Source organism: Flavobacterium chungangense LMG 26729 (assembly GCF_000735715.2).
Taxonomy (GTDB): Bacteria; Bacteroidota; Bacteroidia; order Flavobacteriales; family Flavobacteriaceae; genus Flavobacterium; species Flavobacterium chungangense.
Genome location: NZ_JASY01000002.1, coordinates 100,517 through 122,519, shown reverse-complemented (window position 1 = coordinate 122,519; position 22,003 = coordinate 100,517). Strand labels below are relative to the sequence as shown.

The window sequence follows — 22,003 nt, the reverse complement described above, 5'->3', positions numbered from 1 at the left end:
ACATGCATCACTATTTTTACGCCATTCATTTATTTGTTAACCGAAGAAAATCCCTGTCGGTTTTATTGGCTTTTTTGATGCTTTTTGTCTTTGGCTTTTTTGCTTCTCAAATTAAATTTGAAGAAGATATTACCAAACTTATTCCAACGAACGAGAAATCTGATGTTACGGCAAAAGTACTTAAGCAGCTTAATTTTGCTGATAAGATTACAGTTATTTTCAAGTTAGAAAAAAACGGGACCAGTGAAGATTTAAAAGAAATGGCAACCGTTTTTTCAGATAGTGTTTCTAAATCATGTAAGCCATACATAACGGGTATTCAGGGAAAGGTTGACGAAGAAAACATTCAGGAAACAATTGATTTTGTTTACAACAATCTCCCTCTTTTTCTTGAAAGTAAAGATTATGCCGCTATTCAAAACAAACTCGATAAAGATAGTATTGCAGGAACCGTTCAGGGAAATTATAAATCGATTATCTCTCCTTCGGGATTTGTTACCAAAGATTTTATTTTGCAGGATCCGCTTGGGATTTCTTTTATGGCGCTAAAGAAATTGCAACAGCTAAATGTTGGTGATGACTTTACACTTGATAATGGCTTTGTGATGACCAAAGACAAAAAGAAGTTACTTCTTTTTATTACATCAAATCTGCCATCAAGCGAAACTGAAAAAAATACGGTTTTTGCTGCAAAGCTAAAATCAATTCAGGATAATCTAAATCAGAAATTCAGGACAAAAACTTCAATTAGTTACTTTGGTTCAGCTTTGATAGCAGTTGCCAATGCCAATCAAATTAAAAGCGATATTATCTTAACGACAACAATCGCGATGATAACTTTGATGTTGATCCTGATTTTATTTTACAGAAAAATATTAATCCCATTAATCATTTTTCTTCCAACCGTTTTTGGGGCTCTGTTTGCCATTGCTTTTTTATTTTTTGTAAAAGAACAAATTTCCGCTATTTCACTAGGAATTGGTTCTGTTCTATTAGGAATCACGATTGATTATTCCATACATATCCTTACACATTACAAACACAACAGTGATGTAAAAACGTTATACAAAGACATTACTATGCCTTTGATTATGAGTAGTTCAACCACGGCTGTTGCATTTTTATGTTTGCTGTTTGTGAAATCGGAGGCGCTTAATGACTTAGGAATTTTTGCTGCTGTAATTGTTATGGCTTCTGCATTTTTCTCCCTCTTGATTGTTCCGCATTTATACAAACCGAAAGAAAACAATCTTGAACACAAGAAAAATGTAATCGACAAGCTGGCACATTTTTCATTTCATAATAATAAATTCCTAATTGGATTTTGTGTTCTGATTACGATTATCTGCTGTTTTACTTATAACGATGTTGGTTTTAACAATGATTTATCACAATTGAATTTTGTGCCTAAAGAAATAAAAGCCTCCGAAAAAGATCTTGAAGAGAGCACCAGTTTAACTTCAAAAACGATATATGTTGCATCATACGGAAAAAGTATGGAGGAAGTTTTGCAAAACAACACCCGCCTTTTTTCAGATTTATCTGCAGCAAAACAACAGCATAAAATATTAAATTTCAGTTCGGTTGGCGGTATTATGCTTTCGCAAAAAGAACAACAAGATAAAATTAATAAATGGAATTCTTTTTGGGATGCCAATAAAAAACAACTTTTAAAATCTAATTTAATTTCTGAAGGTTCAAAATTAGGTTTTAAACCTACAACATATACTCTGTTTTTTGACCATTTAGATTTTAATTTCAAACCTATTTCAGCAGCAGATTATCTAAAAATTCAAGCGCTGCAACTACATGAATTTGTAACCGAAAAGAATGGTTTTTTTACGATTTCAACTTTAGTAAAAGTTGCTCCAAAACAACGTGACGCATTTGTAAAATTGGCTGAAACGAAACAAAATCTGATTGCCATAGATCGTCAGCAAATGAATGAAACGTTTTTCAGTACTTTAAAAACCGATTTCAATTCGCTTGTAAATTATTCATTTATTGCCGTAATTCTGATTTTGTTTTTCTTTTTCCGAAGAATCGAATTGGTTATTGTAAGCTGCATTCCTATTGCCTTAACCGGAATTGTAACTGCCGGTATCATGGGTATTTTTAATATTCATATGAATATTTTCAGCATGATTGTCTGTACACTTATTTTTGGTCACGGGGTCGATTTTAGTATTTTCATGACGAGTGCACTCCAAAAAGAATATACAACCGGGAAAAATGAAGTTGCAATTTACAGAACCTCAATAATCTTGGCAGTAATTACTACCATTTTAGGAATTGGTGCCATGATTTTTGCAGAGCATCCGGCATTAAAATCTATTTCGTCAGTTTCATTAATAGGTGTTTTTGCCGCACTCATCATTACCTTTATCTTCTATCCGATTCTGTTTAAATTATTCATTTCGAACCGCCCAAAAAATGGCAATGCTCCATTTCAATTAAGAACCTTCATTCACGGTATAATCTCTTTTTTCTATTATGGATTTGGTGGTGTTTTAATGTCTTTTTTCAGCTTAGTCATTATGCCGATTCTTCCCCTTAATGAAAAAACTAAAATGAAAGGGTTTCGATATGCGATTTCAAAATTTATGAAATCGGTATTATATTCAAATCCGTTTCTTCATAAAAAAGTCATTAATCCCTTTAATGAGAACTTTGAAAAACCGGCTATTATAATTGCAAATCATTCTTCATTTCTAGACATTTTAATATGCGGAATGCTAAGCCCAAACATTATTTTTTTAGTAAATGACTGGGTTTACAACTCCCCTATTTTTGGCGCTACGGTTAGAAAAGCAGGATTTTATCCTGTTTCAGAAGGTCTTGAAGGCGGGGTTGAACATTTACGTCAAAAAATAAACGAAGGATATTCATTAATGATTTTTCCGGAAGGAACCCGTTCAGAAAGTAATGAGATTAAACGCTTTCATAAAGGTGCTTTTTATCTTGCTGAGCAGTTTAATTTAGACATTCTTCCTTTGGTTATTCACGGTGCATCTGAAGCAATTCCAAAAGGTGATTTTGTAATTCATGACACCAATCTTACTGTTTCTGTTTTGGAAAGAATTGCACCTGATAATCTTTCGTACGGAAAAAATTATACGGAAAGAACCAAACAATTGAGTTCGTTTTTTAAAATCGAATTTCAAAAAGTCCGTGAAGAATTAGAAGGTCCGGAATATTTCAAAAAAATGCTTATAAACAGTTATGATTACAAAGAAGCAGAAATTATAAATAGTATAAAAAGCAATTTAAAAACACACCTGGAAATCTATTACCATTTAAACAAGCATATTTCGGCTAAAGCGAAAATATTACATTTGTCTAATGATTATGGGCAATTAGATGTATTATTGGCTTTACAGCAACCCCAACGAAAAATATATTCTTATAATTCAGATGAAGAAAAAACATCTGTTGCAAAAAACAATTATTTCGTTACAAAAAGAAAAATTTATTATCAGGAAAATCTGGAAACAGCTATTCAAAACCAATATGATGTTATTTTGATTTCGGAAGAAAATTACAATAACGATATTGAAAAAATTGTTTATACCTCTTGCAATATAATCTTAGTGAATTGTCAAAGTTTAAAAACTACTTTGATTAACTTAGGTTTTGAATGTGTTTTAGAAGAAAATTCAATAGTCATATTAAAGAAAAATTAGGATGAAAAAGCATTATGACGTTGTAATTGTAGGCAGTGGTTTGGGCGGATTAGTATCTTCTATTATTTTAGCAAAGGAAGGCTATAGTGTATGTGTACTCGAAAAAAATAATCAATACGGGGGAAATCTTCAGACTTTTGTACGTGATAAAACCATTTTTGATACCGGAATTCATTATATCGGAGGATTAAGCGAAGGACAAAATTTGTACAAATACTTTAAGTATATTGGCATTATCGATCATTTAAATTTAAAAAAAATGGACGAAGATGCTTTTGATGTTATTTCGTTTGAAGATGAAAACAAAGAATATCCGCATGCTCAGGGCTATGAGAATTTTGTTGATCAATTGGTAAAACATTTCCCTGAAGAAAAAAAAGCTATTACCAATTATTGCGAAAAAGTGAGATCAACTTGTGATTCTTTTCCACTGTACAACTTACAATGGGAAGGAAAATATGATAGTGAAATCCTGACATTAAATGCCAAAGAAACTATTGATCAGTTTACTCAAAATGAAAAGCTAAAAGCTGTTTTAGCAGGATCAAATTTTTTATATGCCGGAATTGCTGATAAATCGCCTTTTTATGTACATGCTCTTTCTGTAAATTCTTATATACAAAGTTCATGGCGATGTATAAACGGAGGAAGCCAAATCACAAAACAGCTTTTAAAGCAACTTAAAAAACATGGCGGCGAATTTTATAAATACAAGGAAGTTACTAATTTTAGTGTAGAAGACAACAAAGTGACCTCTGCCAAAATGAAAGACGGAACTGAGGTTTCCGGAACCTATTTTATATCGAACATTGAACCTAAAACTACCTTGAAAATGGTAGGGGAAGAAAATTTCAGAAAATCTTTTTATAGCAGGATCCAGAGTCTTGAAGGTGTAATTTCTGCTTTTAGCCTCTATATTGTTTTTAAACCCGGAACTTTTAAGTATATCAATCATAATTTTTATCATTTTAAGAATAGTACAGAAGTCTGGACTGCTCACGAGTATGATGACGATTCGTGGCCAAAAGCATATATGGCTTCTATGAATGCATCAAAAAAAGAAGAAGAATATGCAGACGGCATGACTTTTATCACATACATGAAATATGATGATTTATTACCGTGGGTAAATACTTTTAATACTACTGCAGAAAAAAATGATCGTGGCGAAAGCTATGAAGAATTTAAATCCAGAAAAGCAGCCCGTTTTTTAGAAGAAATTGAAATAAAATTTCCAGGGATTAAAGATTGCATCAAATCTGTACATACCTCTACTCCGCTATCCTATCGTGATTATATAGGCGGGCATAATGGCAATATGTATGGTTATGTAAAAGATTCTAACAATCCGATGAAAACGTTTATAGCTCCAAAAACCAAATTAGATAATTTATATTTAACCGGTCAGGGAATTAACATGCATGGTGTTCTGGGCGTTACTATTGGAGCAGTTGTCACCTGCTCTGAAATTGTTGGAAAAGAATATCTGGTCAACAAAATTAATCAGGAATCTGAATAGAGATATGAAAAACCGAATTTACATCTATTTTCTTGTCGGTTTTTTAATGCTGCTTGTTGCATGCGGAACATCCAAGTCTATGCACCATCGGCCGGATATTACCAATTATAATACTGAAAAACCCTCTGTAATAAAACAATCAGATTCCGTTTTTATTTCTGGAAAAAATTCTTTTTCAAAAAACAAACAAGGCCTTTGGGAATTATATGTAGAAGGTGATCCGTTGGAAATTGGCCTGACAACCGGAGCCTTATCCGATTCACTGCTAAAAAAACAGCAACAGATTTTTTTTTCCAGAATTGAAGATATCATTCCTTCAAAATTTCAACAAGCTTTACTTCGAAGTTTTTTAAAATGGTACAACAGAAAATTATATCAAAATGTACCAAATGAATATCAAACAGAAATTTACGGAGTTTCACAATACACTTCTCATAATTTTGATAACATCGCCAATCAATACCAGCTTAGTTTGTACCTTCATGCTGCACATGATATTGGTCACGCTTTACAGGATTTGGCTTTGGTAGGCTGCTCTTCTTTTGCCGCCTGGGGCGAAAAATCTGAAGATGGTAATTTAATTCTGGGGCGTAATTTTGATTTTTATGTAAATGAGGCTTTTGCCGAAAATAAAATAGTAGCTTTTATAAATCCAAAAGAAGGACATCCCTTTATGATGGTAACCTGGCCCGGAATGGTTGGTGCTGTTTCCGGAATGAATAAAGAAGGTTTGACGATAACCATAAATGCCGGAAAATCTGAAATTCCATTGACTGCCAAGACACCTATTTCGATTCTGACACGTGAGATTTTACAATATGCTAAAAATATTGATGAAGCGATTGCTATTGCAAAAAAAAGAAAAGTATTTGTATCTGAGTCAATTATGATTGGAAGTGCTCAGGATAACAAAGCTATTTTGATTGAGGTTTCACCTGAAAAATTAGGTGTTTTCGATGTTCCGAACAGCAGTCAATTGATTTGTTCAAATCATTTTCAGAGTGAAACTTATAAAAATGACAAACGAAATGAATCGCAAATTATCAATAGCCATTCAAAATATCGCTTTGAAAGAATGCAGGAATTGTTTGTTGCGAATCCAAGAATTAATCCAAAAGTTGCTTCAGAAATTTTACGAAACAAAGAAGGTTTGCAAAACATAGCATTGGGTTATGGTAATGAAAAAGCACTGAATCAATTGATGGCACATCACGGAGTTATTTTTAAGCCGAAAGAAAAATTAGTCTGGGTTTCTTCAAATCCTTATCAGTTAGGCGAATTTGTGTGTTATAATTTAGATTCCGTTTTTAAAAACCCAAAATCGGGCTCTATTATTTCATTTCAAGAAAAAAACCTGAATATTGCCAAAGATCCATTTTTGGGAACTAACGCATTTAAGAACTATAAAAAATTCAGAATCGAAGATCAGAAAATGGATTCCTATTTAAAAAATAAAACGGAAGTTCCGTTAGATTTTATTCAGGATTATCAATCTTTAAACCCTGATTATTGGGTTGTATATTATAAAGCAGGGTTGTATTTTTACCAAAAAAAGAACTTTCTGTTTGCTCAGGAAAACTTTAAAAAAGCATTAACCAAAGAAATCACAACTGTTCCTGATAAAGAAGCAATTGAAAAATATTTAAAAAAAATCAAAAGAAAATTACAATGATTCCAGCAATAGAAAAAAATTCTTTAGAAGAAATTAAAATTTTTCAAGAGCAAAAATTAGCAGAGCTTTTAACTTATATTAGTCAAAATTCTCCTTTCTACAAAAGGCTTTTTGCCGCACAAAATATTGATATTTCGAAAATTAAAACTCTTGAAGATTTACACTATTTACCAGTAACTACAAAAGAAGATTTACAACAATACAACGATGATTTTGTATGTGTCCCACAGCATAAAATTATTGACTATTCTTCGACTTCAGGAACTTTGGGCGATCCTGTAACTTTTGGTTTAACTGATTCTGATCTGGACCGACTGGCCTATAATGAAGCTATTTCATTTGCCTGTGCCGGAATTGCAGAAGGTGATGTCGTACAATTAATGACTACAATCGACCGCAAATTTATGGCTGGGCTGGCTTATTTTTTAGGATTACGAAAACTAAAAGTGGGCGTTATTCGGGTAGGCGCAGGAATCCCGGAATTACAATGGGATTCAATTTTAAAATATAAACCTTCTTACTTAATAACGGTTCCTTCTTTTTTATTAAAGTTAGTTGAATATGCTGAAATTCATGGAATCGATTATCATAATTCGAGTATAAAAGGTGCAATCTGCATAGGAGAACCTCTAAGAAACCAAGATTTTTCGATGAATATTTTATCTAAAAAAATCACTGAAAAATGGAATATAAAGTTGTTTTCGACTTATGCTTCTACCGAAATGAGTACTGCTTTTACAGAATGTGAACATGGTCTGGGCGGTCATCATCATCCTGAATTGATTATTATTGAAGTTTTAGATGAAAATAATAATCCTGTAAAAAATGGCGAAATTGGCGAATTAACTTTTACAACTTTGGGTATAGAAGCGATGCCTTTGCTTCGATTTAAAACCGGAGATATTGTACAATTACATAGTGATGCTTGTACATGCGGAAGAAATACGGTACGTGTTGGCCCGGTTGTTGGGCGCAAAAAACAAATGATAAAATACAAAGGCACAACGCTTTATCCTCCTGCAATGAATGATGTTTTAAGCGATTTTGACAATATAGAAAATCATATTATTGAAATTTCAACAAACGATTTAGGTACTGATGAGATTGTGATAAAAATTGCAGTAAAAAATCAAACACCTGAATTTTTACAGGAAATTAAAGATCACTTCAGAGCTAAATTAAGAGTAACTCCAAAAATTGAATTCGCTTCAAAAGAAACTTTAAATCCTTTAGTTTTTAATCCGATGAGCCGAAAACCAATTCGCTTTTTTGATTACCGATAGTTTTAGGTACAAAGTTACAAAGGCTCAGAGAAACAAAGGTTTAGATTCTGAATGTAAAACCTTTGAGCCTTTGTAAATCTGAACCTTTAACCTCAATTTGGCACAAATTGAACTAAATGTTGTAATTTTGCAAAAAATATTGAAGATGGTCAAGATTGGCAACATAGAATTACCCGAATTTCCTTTATTACTCGCACCAATGGAAGATGTTAGTGATCCGCCGTTTCGCAGATTATGCAAAACGCACGGAGCTGACATGATGTATTCTGAATTTATTTCATCAGAAGGATTAATTCGTGATGCTATCAAAAGTCGGATGAAGCTCGATATTTTTGATTACGAACGTCCCGTGGGAATTCAGATTTTTGGCGGTGATGAAGAAGCAATGGCGCTTTCGTCTAAAATTGTTTCTACCGTAAAACCGGATTTAGTCGATATTAACTTTGGATGTCCGGTAAAAAAAGTAGTCTGCAAAGGTGCCGGAGCCGGTGTTTTGAAAGATGTCGATTTGATGGTTCGTTTGACAAAAGCCGTGATCAGAAGTACTGATTTGCCTGTAACCGTAAAAACACGTTTAGGCTGGGATGAAAGTTCGATTAATATTGACGAAGTTGCCGAAAGATTGCAGGATATTGGTGTTCAGGCTTTAACCATTCATGCCAGGACACGTGCCCAGATGTACAAAGGCCACGCCGACTGGTCGCATATTGCACGTGTAAAAAACAACCCAAGAATTACAATGCCTATTTTTGGAAACGGCGATATCGACAGTCCTGAAAAAGCATTACAATATAAAAACGAATACGGTATTGACGGCATCATGATAGGTCGCGCAGCGATTGGCTATCCGTGGATTTTTAATGAAATCAAACATTTCTTTAAAACAGGCGAGCACTTGCCTGCTCCAACGGTTATTGATCGGGTTGAAGCTGCCAGAAATCATTTGCAATGGTCAATGGACTGGAAGGGAGAACGTCTTGGAATTGTAGAGATGCGTCGTCATTATACGAATTATTTTAAAGGAATCCATTCCTTTAAAGAATACAAACAAAAATTAGTTACGACTGATGAACCTGAAAATTTATTCGAAATTATGAAAGAAATTGAACAGGTTTATGCAGGATATGAATTTGTTTAAAAGCGTAAAAAAGACCTTCGCAACTGAAGGTCTTATATTTTATTTATCATCATAATGAAATCGACATTGTAATATAATACACTTTTGATCAATTCCTTTGGTTCCCGAAACTTTATAAACCAACCGATGCTCTCCATTAATTCTTCTGGACCAAAAACTTTTTAAATCGTGTCTTAAAGGCTCTGGCTTTCCAATTCCTTTAAAAGGATTCTCTCGAACTGATTTAATTAATTCCTTTATTTTTAAAACTGTATCATTATCGTTTTCAATCCAATATTCAAAATCTTCCCATCCATTTTTTGTAAAACAAATATCCATATAAGATCATTATAATTCATCTAAGTTATAAGAAGTCAATTTTCCATTTTCTATTTGTTCAATAGATTCAGATAGTCGTTTTCTGTTTGCCTTAGTTGATAGTAAATGTTGTGTTTCTAATATTGAATTATACTCTTTCATCGAAATTATTACAACCGCATCTTCTTCAGAATTTCTTGGAACTACGATTATTTCTGAGGATTCTGATACTTCATCAAAATAATTTTTGATATTTTTTCTTAATGTTGAGATAGTAATTGCCTTCATAATTAAGTACTTTATATTGTACATTCAAATGTACAATATTTTACATTTGAAAACTCTATTTTCAGAATATTTAACTTTAAATATAAAAGACCTTCTTAGCTGAAGGTCTTTTATATTTTTTATACTTGTACTCGTTTCCACTTTCCTCTTTTATAGAAAAAGATTCCGGCTAAAGTAATCGCAGTTTCTGCAACCGGAATGGCAATAAAAACTCCAGTTGGTCCCATATTAAAATGTTTTGCCAATACATAAGCAAGCGGAATCTGAAACAGCCAAAACCCAAAGAAATTGATTCCGGTTGGTGTCCAGGTATCACCTGCTCCATTAAAAGTATTAATCAAAACCATCCCGATTCCGTAAAAAATAAATCCGATGCTCATCGTACGCAAGGCTTCAGCAGCAATTGTTTTGACCATTTCATCATTCGTAAAAAAAGAGATAATATAGTTGCCAAAAACTAATGTAATAATCATAATCGAAGCCATGAAAATCACGTTGTATTTTGCTGTTGTAAAAACCGATTTTTCAGCACGTTCGATTTGTTTGGCTCCTAAATTCTGTCCGACTAAAGTTGCCGCTGCATTACTCAATCCCCAGGCAGGCAGGATAAAAAACATCATAATCCGAAGTGCGGTCTGATAACCTGCCGACCCATGATCTCCTCCGGTTGTAGCTACCAATTTTGCCAGGAAAATCCAACTGCAGGATGCGATTACAAATTGTAAAATTCCCGGAGCTGCAATTTTTACCAAAGCTTTTATTTGTGTAAAATCCGGAGCGAAGTATGAAATTTTGATTTTTAAAATTCCGTTCCCTGAAAATAAATGATATAATTGATATATTACTCCAATACTTCTTCCGATGGTAGTCGCCAAAGCTGCACCAATTAATCCAAAAGCCGGAATTGGTCCTAAACCGTTAATTAAAATCGGGCATAAAATAATATTGCAAATATTAGCAATCCAAAGACTTTTCATTGCGATTGCAGCATTTCCTGCACCGCGAAATATTCCGTTTATTAAAAACAAAAGCATAATGCATAAACTGGAACCAATCATGATTTGGGTAAACCTGAAACCGTGTTCTGCAGATTCTAATGACGATCCCATAAGTACTAGAATGTCTTTCGCATACATAATTCCGAAAATGCTCAATACACTATTAACGGCAAAAGCAATAATAATGGCCTGCATTCCGGCTTTTGCTGCAGCGACCGGATCTTTCTCTCCAATTCGTCTGGCCACAACTGCTGTCCCTGCCATGCTCATTCCAATGGCAAGAGAATATATAATTGTCAAAACTGATTCGGTTAAACCAACAGTCTGAATCGCAAAACTACTGTGTTCCAAATGCCCTACGAAATACAAATCGACCAATGCAAAAACGGATTCCATCATCATTTCCAAAACCATTGGAATGGCTAACAGAATTACTGCTTTTTTGATGCTTCCGGATGTATAATCAAATGATTCGTCTCCTTTCAGCGCTTGTTTTAATGTGGTAAAAATTTTAGAAAATAGATTTTTCTTTATAACTGTTTCTGTCATGATATTTTAGGATAAATGATAAAATTGGTCCAGATGTATTAATCTGAACTGAAAAAAGTAAAAGCGTAAGTATCCTAAATTATTCTAAAAATAAAATTAGGATTAGGCAGAAACAATCATATGCTGTAGAATTTTTAAGGCAGTAAATATAAGTAATATTTTTGATGAAGAAATACTAATCTAACAGCTTTTTACTCACACGGCTACTGGCAATTAAAGAAGCTACAAAACCAAGAGTAACAATGGTTCCCATTACAATTAGTACATTTTCAAAAGAAAAAACAACGGGATAGGCCAAAGTTGGCGTAATCATAATCAATTCATATTGCTGCTGCAGCAGTACTAAAATCATACCTAAAAAAAGACCAATTATCCCTCCAAAAACACTTAACAAAGTTCCCTGAAGCAAAAATATTTTTCGAAGATAATTGATTTCGGTACCTAAATTAAAAAGGGTTTTTAAGTTTCCTTTCTTTTCTAAAATCATCATAATTAATGCCCCTACCAAATTAAAAAGTGCTACAATTATGACCAGCGTAAAAATCAGGTAGACAACAATATTTTCTGTGTTGAGCATTTTGTATAAGGACTCATTAAGCTGGGCTCTGTTTTTTAGCGTAATTTTATTTTTGAAAATGGTCTGGAGTTGAGAGCGTATTGCTTTCTCATCAGCATTTAATTTCAATTTGAATTCGATACCGGAAATCTGATTCGGTTTATACATTAATAATTCCTGCGTCAAGCCTAAATCTGCAAAAATATATTTAGAATCCAGTTCTTCACTAATGGAATAAATTCCGACAGGGAGTACATCTGTTTTATTGAAAGCTTCTTCGGGATTTTCGATTGCTCCTTTTCCTGGTTTTGGCGCAAATACCTGCAACGGATTTTCAAAGTCCAGAATTCCCATCGAAAAATCCTGTGAAATTCCATATCCAATTACAACCTGATAACTGTCCGGCTTTAGCCATTGACCATTAAAAAGTTTTTTTTTGATATTGTTAACCACAGGATAAAGGCTGTCAACACCTTTTAAATAAGTAACCTGCTGTTTGTCTTTAAATAAAAACAAAACGCGTTCTTCGATAATTTTGGTGTATGAAGCAACTCCTTCTATTTTTTTAATTTGATTTTCCTGAGCAGGCGTAATCAAAAATGACTTTCCGTAGGTGCTGGTCATTTTTAAGTCAGGATCAATTTCATTCGTGAATGAAAGACTGAAAACTTTCAATCCGCTAAAAACGGATAAAACCACAAACAAAGCCATGGTACCAACAATAATTCCGAGACTGGCAATTAAATTGATGATATTTATAGCATTATTTTTACTGATGCTAAAAAGATAACGTTTGGCTATGTAGAGAGGGAAATTCAATTTATGATTTTCTTCTTTTTTCTAAAAGATCACGGTTTTCAATTGGATTTTCTCTGTTGGCTAAAGCATTGTCAATTTTCTCAATATAGTCTAAAGAGTCGTCGATAAAAAATACCAGATTTGGTACACGTCGCAATTGCAAACGCACACGCTGAGATAAATCGTGTTTTATTAAAGTTGAATTTGATTTTATTCCTTCTAAAGTTTCTTGTGCTTTCTCTTGTGGAAAAATACTTAAATACACAGTCGCTACAGATAAATCTGTTGTAACACTTACTTTGGATACCGAAATTACTAAATTATTAATTCCGTTTTTTCTCACTTCACCTTGCAAAATATCAACCAAATCTTTTTGGATGACACCGCCTATTTTTTTCTGTCTGTTTGTTTCCATACTGCAAAAATACTATTTTTAATTTCAATCGTATAATTTCATATTCAACATTCAAATGATTTTTATACGATTAATGCTGCTTTCATCAAATTCTACTATTTGATTCTAAAATTAAAATCTTTTATTTCTATTAAAAGACATGAAAATCATCCGAAATGTTTTTTAGAGAATATCAAATCTCAAAAAAACAAAGCCTTAAAAAAGAAAATTTTCAAAATTAAAACCTCAAAAAACGAATCTGACATAAATTATAAAATTCACATAAAAAAGAAAACTAATCATCTTAAAAAGTTGTATTTTGGATTAAAAAAGTAAATAATTTTCATTAAATTACTTAAAATGGTATTTATTTAATAATTCAAGTATGGCGAAATTAGCACCTAGTTTAAATCATAATGGTTGGGATGAAATGTTTTCTAATAAAGGCGTGCGGGATTCTTATCGTCAGGTTTTTCAAACTTTACAAGGTTTGAATCATAAAACGCTGACAAGTAAACAAAAACAGGCTTCTGATTTATTCATGAATCAGGGAATTACTTTTACGGTCTATAGTGATGATGAAAACGGAATAGAAAGGATATTTCCGTTTGATATTATTCCCAGAATCATCACACAAGAAGACTGGTTGGAAATAGAATCAGGAATCAAACAGCGTTTATTGGCCTTAAATTTATTTTTGGAAGATATTTATAATGAGCAAAACATTATAAAAGACGGGGTTATTCCGGCCGGATTAATTGCTTCCTGTCCGCATTATATTCAGGAAGTTCAGGGTATAAAAGTACCTCATAATATCCATGTGCACATTGCCGGAATCGATTTGATCAGGGGAGCAAAAGGCGAATTTTATGTGTTGGAAGATAATTTACGATGTCCAAGTGGGGTAAGTTATATGCTCGAAAACCGTGAAATTACAAAACGAATTTTTCCGGATATGCTTTCGTCGAATCATGTGAGTATGGTAAGCAATTATCCGATGATTTTTCACAGTATTCTTGTTTCACTTTCACCCCGAAATGTTTCGAATCCAAATGTCGTTTTGCTGACTCCCGGAGTTTATAATTCTGCCTATTATGAGCATAGTTATCTGGCACGCCAAATGGGGATTCCGCTTGTTGAAGGTCGGGACTTGGTAGTTAACAATAGTAAAGTGTACATGAAAACCACTTCGGGCCTACAGCAAGTTGATGTGATTTACAGACGTCTGGATGATGAATATCTGGATCCTTTGGTTTTTAAACCAGACAGTGCGCTTGGTGTTCCGGGATTAATCAGCGCTTATCGTCAGGGAAATGTAGCCTTGGTTAATGCCGTAGGAAACGGAGTCGCAGATGACAAAGCCATTTATGCGTATGTACCCGATATGATCAAATATTATATGAATGAAGAACCTATTTTGAAAAATGTTCCGACGTATCGAATGGAAAATTTAGATGAGCGCGAACATGTTTTTGCCAACATGGAAAACATGGTTGTCAAAGAAACCAATCAGAGTGGTGGTTACGGAATGATTATGGGAAACAAGGCAACTCAGGAAGAAATCGACGAAGCTAAAATTGCGATCATCAACAATCCACGAAATTTTATTGCACAGCCTATTATTCAGCTCAGCACGGTTCCGTGTCTGATTGACGGAGAGCTTAAATTACGTCATGTCGATTTAAGGCCATATGCCTTATGTGGTCCAAAAGGAGTTCAGATTGTTCCGGGCGGTCTAACGCGTGTAGCACTTACTGAAGGTTCTTTGGTTGTAAACTCCTCTCAGGGTGGCGGAAGCAAGGACACCTGGATTATTAAATAATATAAACATTCAAAAAAAATTAAAGATATGCTTAGTAGAGTTGCTGATGGAATGTTTTGGCTTAACCGGTACATGGAAAGAACAGACGGAATGTTACTTACCTTAAACACTTCCTATATTTTATCTTTCGATAAAGAAATTAACGATTCTCAGGGCTACAAACCGCTCTTAGAATATTACACGAGTTTGTCAAAGGCTAAAATTCACTCCATACAATATGACACACCTCATGTTTTGAAATATATAATTTGTGATAACCAGAATGACAATTCGGTAAAAAACTTAGTCATTAAAGCACGAGAAAATGCCAGAGGTTCTCAGGATAAAATTACCAAAGAATTGTGGGAGCACATTAATTCGATGTATCATTTTATGAACTCTCCTGATTTACCCAAAAAACTCGAAACCTCTGATGCCTTAAGCGTAATCACAAAACTGAATAAGGACTTATTGCTCTACAACGGAATCCTTCAGGTAACTATGCCACGTGGTTTAGGCTGGTGTTTTTCGAGTATTGGCAAACATATCGAAAGATGCCTGCAAACTATATCGATGACTCAGGCTTACTTTGCTCCAATCAATTACAATCTAGAGGGCGAAGAAGATCTGATGTATTGGCGAAGATTACTGTTGTCACTTTCGGGATACGAATTATATCTGAAAAGTTACAGTAATATTTCTCATAATCGAAAAGTGATACATCAGGTAATTTTTAATATGGATTTTGCACACTCTGTAATCTATACCCTGGATTTCATTAATACTTACTTGGATTGTTTGTTTAAAGACACGAATTTAAGTGAAGCGCGAACATTGATGAACCAGTTTGGACGGTTGAAAAGTTATATTGAATTTACAGATTATCAACACCTGACCAATCAGGAATTAGAGGATGTTTTGCGAAATACCAAAAACCAGTTAATTCAGTTTTCGACCGATTTTTCAAAATTATTCTTTTCTTACACTTAATAATATGGCGCTTTTTAAAATAGTTCACCTTACAAAATACCAATATAATTATCCTATAAAAGAAAGTATTAACGAAATACGTTTGTTTCCTCATCATTTTGAAAACCAGGAAGTATTGCAATATCAGCTTTTAATTACTCATGCACCTAACGTTGATATCTCTCAGGATTATTATGGAAACCGTGTTGGCAATTTTAATGTGTTAGACACTCATACCGAAATGACCATTGAATCCCGAATGCTGGTCAGGGTAAATCATTCCCTTAAAATTCCCGAAATGGATTCCACTTCCGTGAAAGATATTCAGGCTGAAAAAGAAAAAAGTATTTTATTATTACGCCTTTGCTACATCGATAAAATTGAAAAACAAACAGAAATTGAAAGCATATTAGAAAAAATAGGTATAGAAAATAAATCTATAATTGAAATTGCTCAACAGTGCAATACGTATGTTTTTGAACATTTTATCTATACCAAAGGAATTACCAATATTGAAACTACTGTTGATGAAATTTTAATGCTTAAAAAAGGGGTTTGTCAGGATTTTGCCCATGTGCTATTACATCTTTTACGTACAGCCGGTATTCCGTCACGATATGTGAGTGGTTATATTTGTCCTAATGAAAGTGGGCTTCGAGGTGAGGGCGCTACGCATGCATGGGTAGAAATTTATACCAAAACTCAGGGTTGGCTGGGTTTAGATCCAACTAATAATATCTGGACAATGGACAATCATGTTCGTCTTTCGGTAGGGAGAAATTTTAGCGATTGCACACCCATAAAAGGAACTTTTAAAGGTCTGGCCAGACAAACGCTGTCTGTATGTGTTTCTATTGGATATGAAGACGGGCGGCATTTTGAAGAAATAAATGATGTACAATTACAGGAAGTTTCATCAAGGGTGCAGGAGCAATTAAATTACATGGATCAATTACAGCAACAGCAATGACAATATCAAGTTACAAATTTCAATAGCAAAATCTTAATTAACAAAACAGATAAAAAAAGGAGCTCGATGAAGCTCCTTTTTTTTATCTGTTTTGTAACCATCCTTCAGGGTTATTATTTGATGTGTTTTGAAGAATCAAAAACTTAATGATTGTTTTTCCTGTGTCACCACTTGTTCTTACTTTTCCAATACTTTGTTTAACTTTTACTTTATCACCTTGTTCAACAGATACTGAACTTAGGTTTTGATAAACGGTGAAATAATCTCCATGCTGAATAAAAACAGCTCTGTTTACAGGAGATAATGCTATAACTTTTGACACTACTCCTTCAAATACGGCACGCGCTGTTGCTCCTTGTTCAGTAGTAATTTCTACACCGGAATTATGAACAGTCAATGACGAATACAGTGGATGCGGCTGATCTCCGTAACCAAGAGATATAAATCCTTTTTCTACCGGCCATGGTAATTTTCCTCTGTTTGCCTTAAAGTCAGCTGCTAAAATTTTGCCTTCTGGTGTTAATGCAATTCTATCAGATGAGTAACTTTTAGCTGGAGCTGGTTCGCTGCTTTCAGTGGCTTTACCTTCTGCTATTCGCTTTCTTCTTTCTTCTTCCGCTTTTCTATTTGCTTCAGCAATAGCTGCACGAATCAACTGCTTAATTTTTGCATCAATTGCTTTAGATTCTTTCTGCTTTGCTTTAGTATCAGCAATAATTTTACTCTTGTCTTTTTTAATCGAATTAACTAGCTTTTGTTGTTCTTTCTTTTCAACTTCTAAGCTTTGTTTTTCTTTCTGATTCTCAGCAATTATCTTTTTCTTTACCTGTCGTTGACCATTCAGTTTCGCATTGTAATCAACTAATTCTGCTGTTTTAGATTGAATTTCTAACCCTTGGTTTTTTCTGAAATTGGTGTATTGTTTTAAATATTGTGCTCTTTTATATGCCTGTAAAAAACTCTCCGAAGATAAAATAAACATAGCCCTGCTTTGTTCAGAACGGCTTTTGTATGATTTAAGAATCATTTTAGAATAATCTTCTTTTAATACGGCCAATTCTCTTTTAAGCTTATTTACTTTCAATTGATTAATATACATATCATTGCTTAAAAGTCTTTCTTGTTTCGCTGTAGTATTGATCAACTTCTCTTTCAGTTTGATTTTGTTTTGCTGAATCAAAAAAACATTAACCGCTGATTTTTCTTTTTTCTTTACAGACTGGAGCATTTTTTCATTATCTCGGATTTCCTGCTGAATCTGAGCTTTTCGCTCTTCAAGTTTTTCTTGTTGCGAATCCTGTGCCCACACAAAAGTTGTGGCGCATATAAAAATTAGGCTTAGGAGAAATTTTGGCATCTTTCTGATATCTTTTTGCAAATTTACTTAATTATAATTTTTTTATAGCCACTTGGAACACTATATGGAAAAGAAAGTTCTTCATTAAACGAAATACTATTATAATTTAAATTAATATCTGTTTTACCTTTTGGCTGAATAGCATTAATTTCAATACTGGTTGGAAGCGTCCCCTGATTAAAAACCTTATTATCAGAATATTTAATTTCTAACATCATATTTTCTGAAGCTTGCGAAATCTGTTCTTTTTGCAGCAGATATTTTTCCGGCTCCAAAAAGAAGTTCTTTTTCAGGTTCGTTGCTTTTTCATCTTCTAAACGAATAAGGTTTTCTACAATGGTTTGCGTATATTTTCCTTTTCTTAAATCGTCTAAAGCTTCTCCAACTAATAAATTTTGCACTTTAGTATAATCCAGTTCTGTGCCAAGCCATTTGCTTAAACTTGTAAAATCACCTTCATAATAAGTACCATTTATTTTCTCATAATAACTTACGGCAGTAGGTGTAATCAATGCTTTTGCCATAGTAATCCCCAGAAAACGAACACTTACTAAAATTTGTTCATTGTTCTTGATTTTAATTTCGGCAGTAACATTTTGGCTTTGCTTTTCATCAACATATTTTGCACTTGCCTTGATATATAAAGTAGAAAAATCTAATTTGTTCTCGTAATGCTTCTCTATTGATTTATTATCAATTTTAGTTGGCGTTTCGGTATTATTATTTTGTACAGCAGCCGATTTTGTTTTACAGGAAATCATAAAGATTGCTGCCAACATTATTACTATATATTTTTTCATCTAAATTTTACTTTTTTTGTTTTAATAACTCATTTGCTTTCAAAAAGTATTCCTCTTTTTTCTTAGCATCTCCCAATCCATTGTACGCCTCTCCTAACTGAATATTAAAATTTGCTTCCATCTTTTTATCATCTACTACATAATCAAGTCCCATTTCTAAAACGGTTTTTGCATTCTTAAATTGCTTCAATTGATTATTTCCTAATCCCGCATAATAATAAAATTGCGGCTGACTTGGATATACCTCAATCATGGTCATCGCTCTTTTGGTCATTGGTTCAAATTGTTTAGCGAGGGTATATACTTCAAGCAAAAGCAAATTAGTTTCACGATCTGTATCTGAGCGGGCGCTTAAATTTTTCTCATAATATTTAATAGCATTCTCATATTGACCTTTGTTGTGATAAAATTTTCCAATTTCTTTAGCAACATCTACATTTGGATCATTGTCAAAATAACCGATAGCTTTTTCTAAATCTGAAGCATACTGAGGATTTTTATTCACATAAATCAAAAACTCATTCAGCGTTCTGTGCTTGATTTTCGAGTCAATTTTTGGATTGGATAAAATAAAATTCATTGATTTTATTGCGCTGTCTCCCTCATTTTTATCAATATATCCTTTAAACAAACTTACCTGCGCCCAATCTGATGATGGGACTTCCTTAGCCAATTGTTTTGCAACTTCCAAAGCTTTATCCGTTTCTTCTGATTGTGAATATAAAATAATCAGATTTACATAATTAGATTCTTTTTTGGGATTTTGTTTAATCTGATTGATTAAATTATCAATTTCAACATTCTGATGTTTTCCTTGAGATAAAATCTGCAATTTATATCTTTCGCGATCTTCAGATTTTCCGAACTTATCGTTCATTTCATTAATCGTCAAAAGCGCTTTGTCAAATTGATTAGTAATCATGTACAACGAAATCAGATCATCTTTATATTCTTCGTCAAAAGGAATAATTTTCTGAATCGTTTCAATTGCTAAAGAATAATTTTTGGTTTCATAACTTACATCATAAATCCCCAACCAGTACCATTTGTTTTTTGGATCTAATTGTGTCGCTTTTTCAAACGAATTTTGAGCCGCTTGGTAATCCTTTAGCTTTAAATAATTTTTACCTAATTCAAAATAAGCAACCGCATCATTGGGTTTTAGTTTAATGCATTTTTCTAACGAAACAATTGCTTTGTCATAATTTTCAATTCCTTTCTGTTTTAATGATTCATAAAAAGAGTCCTGGTATTCATCTGTAGCCATAGCAGTATCTTCCGGTTCAGTCTGTGCTGAAACCAAAGCCGAACTGCCAAGAAAAACGATAAATAAAAATACTACAACCCTTCTTTTCATCCTTTACATAATTTCATTAAAAATTACTATCTTATTCTAAAACAGAATAATCACCAATACTGATACTGGTAAACTTACCATCATAACTAACATGGTTTCCAATCATTGCATTATTCAAATCAGCATTTTTTATATGAGAATTTGTCTGAATCAAACTATTTTTGATTGTACTGTTTTCAACACGTGTTCCTTTTCCTAATGATACATTTGGCCCCACTGTTGCATTTTTCAAGACTACGTTTTCTCCAATATAACAAGGCGGAATAATGGTTGAGTTTTCTAAAGTTACATCATAATCAACTAAATGTTCTCCATCATTATGCAAAAACCCTAACATTCTGGTATTGGTTTCGACTGTTACGTCTTTGTTTCCGCAATCCATCCACTCGTCAACGCTTCCGGTTTTAAAAATTTTTCCGTTAGCCATCATTGCCTTAATACCGTCATTGATTTGATATTCTCCACCATTTTGAATATTATTATCCAAAACCCCCTGAAGTTCTTTTTTCAAATCGCCAACTTCTTTAAAATAATAAATTCCTATAACTGCTAAATCACTTACGAAGTCTTTTGGTTTTTCTACCAATTCAATAATTTCATTATTAGCGTTTAATTTTACAACGCCAAATGCTTCTGGCTGATCTACTTGTTTTACCCAAATTACAGCATCAGCAGCCGGATCCAATTCAAAATCGGCTCTGATTAAAGTGTCTGCATACGCAATTACTGCCGGTCCTGACAAAGAATCTTTAGCACACATAATTGCGTGTCCGGTTCCTAAAGGCAAATCCTGACGATAAATAGATGCTTTGGCGCCTAAACTTCCTGCCAGTTCTTCCAGGCTTTCAACTAAATCCTGTCCAAAAAAAGCTTGATCACCTAATATGAAGGCAACTTCTTCGATTGGTTCTTTTAAAATTTTAGCAATATCTTCGACCAAACGGTGTACGATTGATTTTCCGGCAACTGGAATTAATGGTTTTGGAACAGTTAAAGTATGTGGACGAAGCCTTGACCCGCGACCCGCCATTGGAACTATTATTTTCATATTTTTTTATTGAGATTAAAGATTGAAAAAAAGGCCGTTGAATCCTTAAATTATCAAAACTTTAAATTATTAAATTTCTATTTTACTCCTGTGCTTCCAAACCCGCCTTCACCTCTTGAAGTCTCAGATAATTGCTGAACTTCAATCCATTCAGCTCTTTCGTGTTTGGCTATAATCAATTGTGCAATTCGCTCACCGTTTTCGATTACAAAATCTTCATTAGATAAATTTACTAAAATTACCCCTATTTCTCCTCTGTAATCTGCATCAACAGTACCTGGAGAATTTAAAACGGTAACACCCTTTTTTGCAGCCAAACCACTTCTGGGACGAACTTGTGCTTCGTAACCTATTGGCAATTCAATAAAAAGTCCTGTTTTAACTATTGTTCTTGCTAATGGTTTTAGCGTTATTGATTCTGTTAAATTAGCACGCAAATCCATTCCTGCCGAAGCAATTGTTTCGTAATTAGGTAAATCGTGCTGTGATTTATTGATAATTTGTATGTTCATTTTAGTCTAAAAAA

General features: G+C 33.4%; 18 protein-coding genes. 8 read left to right on the top strand and 10 right to left on the bottom strand.

Annotated elements, in window-relative coordinates:
• The first annotated feature begins 2 nt into the window (after positions 1-2).
• From JE46_RS03610 to dusB, 5 genes are all read left to right on the top strand, one after another.
• The gene (locus JE46_RS03610; protein ID WP_031453900.1) at positions 3-3,683 is read left to right on the top strand and encodes a 1-acyl-sn-glycerol-3-phosphate acyltransferase; all 3,681 of its coding nucleotides are present in this window, start codon (positions 3-5) and stop codon (positions 3,681-3,683) included.
• A 1-nt stretch (position 3,684) separates the two neighbouring features.
• Positions 3,685-5,202: a phytoene desaturase family protein gene (locus tag JE46_RS03605; RefSeq protein WP_031453899.1), complete on the top strand. Its 1,518-nt coding sequence runs from the start codon at positions 3,685-3,687 to the stop codon at positions 5,200-5,202.
• A 4-nt stretch (positions 5,203-5,206) separates the two neighbouring features.
• Positions 5,207-6,874: an acyl-CoA--6-aminopenicillanic acid acyl-transferase gene (locus tag JE46_RS03600; RefSeq protein ID WP_031453898.1), complete on the top strand. Its 1,668-nt coding sequence runs from the start codon at positions 5,207-5,209 to the stop codon at positions 6,872-6,874.
• The gene (locus tag JE46_RS03595; protein ID WP_031453897.1) at positions 6,871-8,157 is read left to right on the top strand and encodes a phenylacetate--CoA ligase family protein; all 1,287 of its coding nucleotides are present in this window, start codon (positions 6,871-6,873) and stop codon (positions 8,155-8,157) included. The genes JE46_RS03600 and JE46_RS03595 overlap by 4 nt, the downstream gene beginning before the upstream one ends.
• 145 nt (positions 8,158-8,302) lie before the next feature.
• Positions 8,303-9,295 (top strand): tRNA dihydrouridine synthase DusB, encoded by a 993-nt coding sequence (gene dusB, locus JE46_RS03590; RefSeq protein ID WP_031453896.1) that lies wholly within the window; start codon positions 8,303-8,305, stop codon positions 9,293-9,295.
• A 39-nt stretch (positions 9,296-9,334) separates the two neighbouring features.
• Here dusB and JE46_RS03585 read toward each other — a convergent pair whose 3' ends face one another.
• From JE46_RS03585 to rbfA, 5 genes are all read right to left on the bottom strand, one after another.
• Entirely contained in the window at positions 9,335-9,613 is a 279-nt protein-coding gene (locus tag JE46_RS03585; protein ID WP_031453895.1) for a Txe/YoeB family addiction module toxin, read from the bottom strand.
• Between the two features lie 9 nt (positions 9,614-9,622).
• Complete coding sequence (locus JE46_RS03580) at positions 9,623-9,880, bottom strand: type II toxin-antitoxin system Phd/YefM family antitoxin (RefSeq protein WP_031453894.1); 258 nt, start codon at positions 9,878-9,880, stop codon at positions 9,623-9,625.
• Positions 9,881-9,999: 119 nt separating this feature from the next.
• The gene (locus JE46_RS03575; RefSeq protein ID WP_031453893.1) at positions 10,000-11,427 is read right to left on the bottom strand and encodes an MATE family efflux transporter; all 1,428 of its coding nucleotides are present in this window, start codon (positions 11,425-11,427) and stop codon (positions 10,000-10,002) included.
• Positions 11,428-11,602: 175 nt separating this feature from the next.
• The gene (locus JE46_RS03570; RefSeq protein ID WP_031453892.1) at positions 11,603-12,802 is read right to left on the bottom strand and encodes an ABC transporter permease; all 1,200 of its coding nucleotides are present in this window, start codon (positions 12,800-12,802) and stop codon (positions 11,603-11,605) included.
• 1 nt (position 12,803) lies between these two features.
• The gene (gene rbfA, locus JE46_RS03565; protein WP_031453891.1) at positions 12,804-13,196 is read right to left on the bottom strand and encodes a 30S ribosome-binding factor RbfA; all 393 of its coding nucleotides are present in this window, start codon (positions 13,194-13,196) and stop codon (positions 12,804-12,806) included.
• 364 nt (positions 13,197-13,560) lie between these two features.
• Between rbfA and JE46_RS03555 the strand changes: the two genes are divergently transcribed.
• Genes JE46_RS03555 through JE46_RS03545 form a run of 3 tightly spaced genes read left to right on the top strand, consistent with a single transcriptional unit; the run spans position 13,561 to position 16,915 of the window.
• Positions 13,561-14,997, top strand: coding sequence for a circularly permuted type 2 ATP-grasp protein (locus JE46_RS03555; protein ID WP_031453889.1), 1,437 nt, complete (start codon positions 13,561-13,563; stop codon positions 14,995-14,997).
• A 27-nt stretch (positions 14,998-15,024) separates the two neighbouring features.
• Positions 15,025-15,966, top strand: a complete 942-nt coding sequence (locus tag JE46_RS03550; protein ID WP_031453888.1) for an alpha-E domain-containing protein — start codon at positions 15,025-15,027, stop codon at positions 15,964-15,966.
• A gap of 4 nt (positions 15,967-15,970) precedes the next feature.
• The gene (locus tag JE46_RS03545; protein WP_031453887.1) at positions 15,971-16,915 is read left to right on the top strand and encodes a transglutaminase family protein; all 945 of its coding nucleotides are present in this window, start codon (positions 15,971-15,973) and stop codon (positions 16,913-16,915) included.
• A gap of 82 nt (positions 16,916-16,997) precedes the next feature.
• Here JE46_RS03545 and JE46_RS03540 read toward each other — a convergent pair whose 3' ends face one another.
• The 5 genes from JE46_RS03540 to dut form a co-directional block, all read right to left on the bottom strand.
• Positions 16,998-18,272 carry a murein hydrolase activator EnvC family protein gene (locus tag JE46_RS03540; RefSeq protein ID WP_031453886.1) on the bottom strand — a complete coding sequence of 425 codons (1,275 nt, stop codon included), beginning with the start codon at positions 18,270-18,272 and terminating at the stop codon, positions 16,998-17,000.
• 23 nt (positions 18,273-18,295) lie between these two features.
• Positions 18,296-19,072, bottom strand: a complete 777-nt coding sequence (locus JE46_RS03535; protein ID WP_031453885.1) for a DUF4292 domain-containing protein — start codon at positions 19,070-19,072, stop codon at positions 18,296-18,298.
• Positions 19,073-19,079: 7 nt separating this feature from the next.
• On the bottom strand, positions 19,080-20,429 hold the full coding sequence (locus JE46_RS03530; protein WP_031453884.1) for a tetratricopeptide repeat protein: 1,350 nt from the start codon (positions 20,427-20,429) through the stop codon (positions 19,080-19,082).
• A 31-nt stretch (positions 20,430-20,460) separates the two neighbouring features.
• Entirely contained in the window at positions 20,461-21,477 is a 1,017-nt protein-coding gene (locus JE46_RS03525) for a sugar phosphate nucleotidyltransferase (RefSeq protein ID WP_031453883.1), read from the bottom strand.
• Positions 21,478-21,554: 77 nt separating this feature from the next.
• A complete protein-coding gene (dut, locus tag JE46_RS03520; RefSeq protein ID WP_031453882.1) occupies positions 21,555-21,989 on the bottom strand; it encodes a dUTP diphosphatase in 435 nt (144 codons plus the stop codon).
• Positions 21,990-22,003: the final 14 nt, after the last annotated feature.